The 6,695-nt window shown below is 65.5% G+C and carries 3 protein-coding genes and 1 pseudogene; 1 reads left to right on the forward strand and 3 read right to left on the reverse strand.

The features are described from left to right. The first annotated feature begins 60 nt into the window (after positions 1-60). Positions 61-1,437 (forward strand): nucleobase:cation symporter-2 family protein, encoded by a 1,377-nt coding sequence (locus AP428_RS10630; protein WP_011546090.1) that lies wholly within the window; start codon positions 61-63, stop codon positions 1,435-1,437. A gap of 194 nt (positions 1,438-1,631) precedes the next feature. On the opposite strand, the gene AP428_RS10635 is transcribed toward AP428_RS10630, so the two are convergent. The 3 genes and pseudogenes from AP428_RS10635 to AP428_RS10645 all read right to left on the reverse strand — a co-directional run. After that, entirely contained in the window at positions 1,632-3,155 is a 1,524-nt protein-coding gene (locus AP428_RS10635) for an efflux transporter outer membrane subunit (RefSeq protein ID WP_011546091.1), read from the reverse strand. Further along, positions 3,155-6,355, reverse strand: coding sequence for an efflux RND transporter permease BpeB (gene bpeB / locus AP428_RS10640; protein ID WP_011546092.1), 3,201 nt, complete (start codon positions 6,353-6,355; stop codon positions 3,155-3,157). Before bpeB ends, AP428_RS10635 begins: the two co-directional genes overlap by 1 nt. 15 nt (positions 6,356-6,370) lie before the next feature. Further along, a pseudogene (locus AP428_RS10645) lies at positions 6,371-6,695 on the reverse strand (efflux transporter periplasmic adaptor subunit); the annotation flags it as partial.

Raw genomic sequence — 6,695 nt, forward strand, 5'->3', positions numbered from 1 at the left:
CATGGATTCATTCCGAATAACTTCGTATCACCCCGAAAACAAGATCATGGAGTGAGACAGATGCAATCGAACACGGTCCATCCGTGCGATGAGGTGCTGCCGACCGGCAAGCTGGTAACGCTTGGCCTGCAACACGTCCTCGTCATGTACGCCGGCGCCGTCGCCGTGCCGCTTATCGTCGGCGCGGCGCTCAAGCTGCCGAAAGACCAGATCGCGTTCCTGATCAGCGCCGATCTGTTTTCGTGCGGCATCGCCACGCTGATCCAGACACTCGGCCTGTGGATCTTCGGCATCCGCCTGCCCGTCATCATGGGCTGCACGTTCGCGGCCGTCGGCCCGATGATCGCGATCGGCACGAACCCCGGCCTCGGCATTCTCGACATCTTCGGTTCGACCATCGCCGCCGGCATCATCGGCATCGTGCTCGCGCCGATGATCGGCAAGCTGTTGCGGTTCTTCCCGCCCGTGGTCGTCGGCACGGTGATCGCCGTGATCGGGCTGTCGCTGATGGAAGTGGGCATCAACTGGGCGGCCGGCGGCGTCGGCAACCCCGAATACGGCAGCCCCGTCTATCTCGGCCTGTCGCTGCTCGTGCTCACGCTGATCCTGCTGATCAACAAGTTCGGCCGCGGTTTCGTCGCGAACATCTCGGTGCTGCTCGGCATCGTCGCCGGCTTCGTGATCGCCTTCGCGCTCGGCCGCGTGAACACCGACGGCGTCGCGCATGCGCCGTGGGTCGGTTTCGTGATGCCGTTCCACTTCGGTCTGCCGCACTTCGATCCGCTGTCGATCGTGACGATGGTCACGGTGATGTTCGTCACGTTCATCGAATCCACCGGCATGTTCCTCGCGGTGGGCGACATGGTCGATCGCCCGGTCAACCAGGAGCGCCTCGTGCGCGGCCTGCGCGTCGACGGCCTCGGCACGCTGATCGGCGGCATCTTCAACTCGTTCCCGCATACGTCGTTCTCGCAGAACGTCGGCCTGATCGGCGTGACGGGCGTGAAGAGCCGCTTCGTGTGCGCGACGGGCGGCGTGATCCTCGTGCTGCTCGGCCTGTTCCCGAAGATGGCGCAGGTCGTCGCGTCGGTGCCGCCGTTCGTGCTCGGCGGCGCAGGCATCGTGATGTTCGGGATGGTCGCCGCGAACGGCATCAAGGTGCTGTCGAAGGTCGACTTCGTGCAGAACTCGCACAACCTGTTCATCGTCGCGGTGAGCGTCGGCATGGGCCTCGTGCCGGTCGTGTCGCCGCACTTCTTCTCGAAGCTGCCGCCCGCGCTCGCACCGATCCTGCACAGCGGCATCCTGCTGGCATCGGCCACGGCCGTGATCCTGAACATCGTGTTCAACGGCGTGAAAGGCGAAAAGGATGCGCGCTGCGAGATTCGGCGCGCGGGGCACGATTTCGATGGGCGGCCCGCCGACGTGCACCACTGATCGCGCCGCGCCGGACGATGGCGCGAAGCGGTAACGAAAAACGCCACGGCATGCCGTGGCGTTTTGCTTGATTTCCCGCACGATCCGGCAGCGCAAAAGAAAACGCCACGGACTTTCGTCCGTGGCGTTCTCGTTTCCGCATACAGCCGGTTCGAAGGGCAAGCGCGGTGACCCGCGCCCGCCCTTCTCGGTGCTTACCCGTTCGTCGCCGTTGCCGACGCGGGCGCAGGAGCCGCCGCCTTGTCGTAGTCGACCGGCGCATCCGGCGCGCGCGGCGCTTCGCCGGCATGCTGGATCCAGCCGCCGCCGAGCGCGCGGTACAGGTCGACCAGGTTCGTCCAGCGTGCCAGGCGTGCGCTGATCAGCGACTGCTGCGCCGAGTACAGATCCGTCTGCGCGGTCAGCACCGACAGGTAGCTGTCGACACCGTTCTTGTAACGCAGGTCCGACAAGTCGAAACGACGTTGCTGCGCGTGCTCGTTGCGCTCGAGCGCCGCGATCTGCTGGTCGTACGTGCCGCGTGCGGCGAGGCCATCCGACACTTCGCGGAATGCCGACTGGATCGCCTTCTCGTAGTTCGCGATCTCGATGCGCTTCTGCACGTGCGCGAGATCGAGGTTCGCGATGTTCTGCCCGCCCTCGAAGATCGGCAGTGCGATGCTCGGCGCGAACGACCATGCCGCCGTGCCGGCCTTGAACAGGCCGCCCAGCGTCGGGCTCGCGGTGCCGAACGCGCCCGTCAGCGAAATCTTCGGGAAGAACGCCGCGCGCGCCGCGCCGATGTTCGCGTTCGCGGCCAGCAGCGTCTGCTCGGCCTGCATCACGTCAGGACGACGCGTCAGCAGATCCGACGGCAGGCCAGCGGGCACGTCCGTCAGCAGGTTCTGCGCATCGAGCGGCATGCCCGCCGGCAGGTCGTCCGGCAGCGGCTCGCCGATCAGCAGCACCAGCGCGTTCAGCGCCTGCGCGCGGGCACGGGCCTGCGCCTGCTGGTTCGCGAGCGCCGTCTCGACGACCGTCTGCGCCTGACGCAGCTCGAGCTCCGAGCCCGTACCGTTGTCGAACTGCAGCTTGGTCAGGTCGTACGATGCCTGCGCGGTCTTCAGCGTGTCCTCCGTGACCTTCAGCAGGTCGTCGGTCGACAGCAGCGTCAGGTATTGATCCGCCACCTGCGACACCAGCGAGATCTCCGACGCCTGCCGCGCATACGCGGTCGACAGGTATTGCGCGAGCGCCTGATCCTTCAGGCTCTGCACGCGGCCGAACAGGTCGAGCTCCCACGACGCGGACAATCCAACGTTATAGGTGCGCGAAATCAGCGGCGCCCTCGTCGTCGACACACCGGCCGGCAGACGCTGGATGTTGCCCGTGCCCGTACCGTCGAGCGTCGGGAACAGCCCCGCACGCGTGATCTGGTACTGAGCACGCGCCGCCTCGATATTGAGCACCGACACGCGCAGGTCGCGGTTGTTTTTCAGCGCGATCTCGATCAGCCGCTGCAGGCGCGGATCGACGAAGAACTCGCGCCAGCCGATGGCAGTCGCCGCCTGGCCGTTCGCGCTGCGCGCGCCGGCTGCGCCCGGCTGCGTCGCGTAGACGCCGCCGGCCGGGTACGCCTGCGCGACGGGTGCGTCGGGCCGCTTGTAGTGCGGCGCCATCGTGCAGCCCGTGGCAAAGAGCGCGACTGCGATTGCAGTCAAAGCGTGTTTTTGCATCATCACTGTCCCTTGTTGCCTTCGTCGCCGTTGCCCGGCTTCTCTTCGTGGTGCGAGTGCTCCTGAGCCAGGCGCAGCGCCTCGTCGACGTCTTCCTTCTCGCCGCTGAAGATCGCACGGATCTTCACGAAGAACATCGGGATCATGAAGATCGCGAGGAACGTCGCCGTGATCATCCCGCCGATCACGCCCGTACCGATCGCGTGCTGGCTGGCCGAACCCGCGCCGTTGCTGATCGCGAGCGGCATCACGCCGAGAATGAACGCGAGCGACGTCATCAGGATCGGACGCAGCCGCAGGCGCGCTGCTTCCAGCGCAGCCTCGATCGGCCCCATCTTCTCCGTCTGCTGCAGTTCGCGCGCGAACTCGACGATCAGAATCGCGTTCTTCGCGGACAAGCCCACGGTGGTCAGCAGGCCGACCTGGAAGAACACGTCGTTCTCGAGGCCGCGCATCGTGGCCGCGAGCAGCGCACCGATCACGCCGAGCGGCACGACCATGATCACCGAGAACGGAATCGACCAGCTTTCATACAGTGCCGCGAGACACAGGAACACGACGAGGATCGAGATCGCGTACAGGATCGGCGCCTGCGAACCGGACTGGATTTCCTGGAACGACAGCCCCGTCCACGAATAGCCGATGCCGACCGGCAGCTTCTTCGCGAGCGTTTCCATCGCGGCCATCGCCTGACCGGTCGACTTGCCCGGTGCGGCCTGACCCTGGATTTCCATCGCCGACACGCCGTTGTAGCGCTCGAGCTTCGGCGAACCGTACGTCCAGTGACCGGTCGAGAACGCGCTGAACGGCACCATCCCGCCCGACCCGTTGCGCACGTACCAGATGTTCATGTCTTCCGGCGTCATCCGGAACGGCGCATCGGCCTGCACGTACACCTTCTTGATCCGGCCGTCGGTGTCGAGGAAGTTGTTCACGTACTTCGACGCCCACGCGATCGAGAACGTCTGGTCGATCGCATCCGCCGTCACGCCCAGCGCATTCGCCTTCTCGCGGTCGATGTTGACCTTGTACTGCGGCGTATCGTTCAGGCCGTTCGGACGGACACCCTGCAGCGTCGGGTCCTTCGACGCCATCCCGAGCAGCTGGTTACGTGCCGCCATCAGCGCGTCGTGGCCGAGACCGGCGTTGTCCGTCAGCTCGAAGTCGAAGCCGGCGGCCGTACCGAGTTCGGGAATCGACGGCGGGTTGAACGGAATCACGAGCGCGTCCTTGTAGCTCCCGTAACGCCCGAACATCCGGCCGATCAGCGCCTGCACCTTCTGGTTCGCATGCTGACGCTGCGAGTAGTCCTTCAGGCGCACGAACACGAGACCCGAGTTCTGGCCGCGACCCGCGAAGCTGAAGCCGTTGACCGTGAACGCCGATTCGACGATTTCCTTCTCGTCCTTCAGCAGGTAGTCGGAAATGTTCGCGAGCGTCTTCGCGGTCGTTTCCTGCGTCGAGCCCGACGGCGTCTGCACGATCACGAACATCAGGCCCTGGTCTTCATCGGGCAGGAACGACTTCGGCAGGCGCACGAACAGCAGCCCGACCGCGACGATCACGACCAGATAGATGATGAGCCAGCGGCCCGAGCGCTTGATCACGTGGTGCACGCCGACGTGGTACTTGTCGCGGCTGTTGTTGAACGTGCGGTTGAACCAGCCGAAGAAGCCCTTCTTCTCCTCGTGATGCCCTTGCGGGATCGGCTTGAGGATCGTCGCGCACAGTGCCGGCGTCAGAATCAACGCGACCAGCACCGACAGCACCATCGCCGACACGATCGTCAGCGAGAATTGACGATAGATCGCACCGACCGAGCCGCCGGAGAACGCCACCGGCACGAACACCGCCGACAGCACGAGCGCCACGCCGACGAGTGCGCCGGTGATCTGGCCCATCGCCTTGCGGGTCGCCTCCTTCGGCGACAGCCCCTCTTCCGCCATCACGCGCTCGACGTTCTCGACCACCACGATCGCATCGTCGACCAGCAGGCCGATCGCGAGCACGAGGCCGAACATCGACAGCGTGTTGATCGAGAAGCCGACCATCGACATGATCGCGAACGTACCGAGCAGCACGACCGGCACCGCGATCGTCGGGATGATCGTCGCCCGCAGGTTCTGCAGGAACAGATACATCACGAGGAACACGAGCACGATACCTTCGAGCAGCGTCTTGACCACTTCCTCGATCGACAGCTTCACGAACGGCGTCGTGTCGTACGGATACTTCACGACGAGGCCGTGCGGGAAGAACGGTGCGAGCTCGTCGATCTTCGCGCGCACGGCCTTCGCGGTCGCGAGCGCGTTCGCGTTGGTCGCGAGCTGGATACCGAGTGCCGCGGTCGGCTGACCGTTGTACTTCGTGTCGAAGTTGTAGTTTTCGCCGCCGAGGCCGATCTGCGCGACGTCCTTCAGGCGAACCTGCGAGCCGTCCTGGTTGACCTTCAGCAGGATGTTGCCGAACTGCTCGGGCGTCTGCAGCAGCGTCGATTCGGTGATCGTCGCCTGCAGCACGGTGCCCGGCGTGGCCGGCGTGCCGCCGATCTGGCCGCCCGCGATCTGCACGTTCTGCGCGGTGATCGCCGAGCTGACGTCGACCGGCGTGAGGCCGTAGTTGGTCAGGCGGTTCGGGTCGAGCCAGATCCGCATCGCGTACTGCGAGCCGAACAGCGTGACGGTACCGACGCCGTTCAGCCGGCTGATCGGGTCCTTCACGTGCGACGCCACGAAGTTCGCGAGGTCGTACTTGTTCATGCTGCCGTCTTCGGAGTTGAAGGCGAGCACCAGCAGGAAGCTGCTGCTCGACTTCGTGACCGACAGACCGAGCTGCTGCACGACCTGCGGCAGAACCGGCGTCGCGAGCGACAGCTTGTTCTGCACCTGGACCTGCGCAATGTCGGCGTTGGTGCCCGGCGCGAAGGTCAGCGTGATCGTTGCGTTGCCCGAGTCGTCACTCGTCGACGACATGTACAGGAAGTTGTCGAGACCGCTCATCTGCTGCTCGATCACCTGCGTCACCGTGTCTTCCACCGTCTTCGCGGAAGCGCCCGGATAGTTCGCCGTGATCTGGATCGATGGCGGCGCGATCGTCGGATACTGCGAGATCGGCAGCGTGAAGATCGCCGCAACCCCGGCCAGCATCAGGATGATGGCGATCACCCACGCGAAGATCGGGCGATCGATAAAAAACTTTGCCATGAAACAGGCTCCCTGTTATTGCGCGCTCGACGCGGCGGCAGCACTCGCCGGCGCGGCGCCCGATGCGGCGGCACCGGAAGCGGCAGCGGCGCCGGACCCGGCAGCGGCCGGCGCGGCGGGGGCAGCGGCACCCGAGGCGGCATCGGCCGCCGGGGCGAGCTGCGCGGCGACGGTCTTCACGGTCGCGCCCGGGCGCACCTTGTCGACGCCTTGCACGATCACGTGATCGCCCGCCTGCAGACCGCCTTCGACGATCCAGTTCTGGCCTTGCATGCCGGTGGTCTTCAGCGGACGCGGCTCGACCTTGTTGCTGGCGTTCACCACCATCGCGATCGCCTGG

This window comes from Burkholderia sp. E168m22, assembly GCF_001319805.1.
GTDB lineage: Bacteria > Pseudomonadota > Gammaproteobacteria > Burkholderiales > Burkholderiaceae > Burkholderia > Burkholderia orbicola.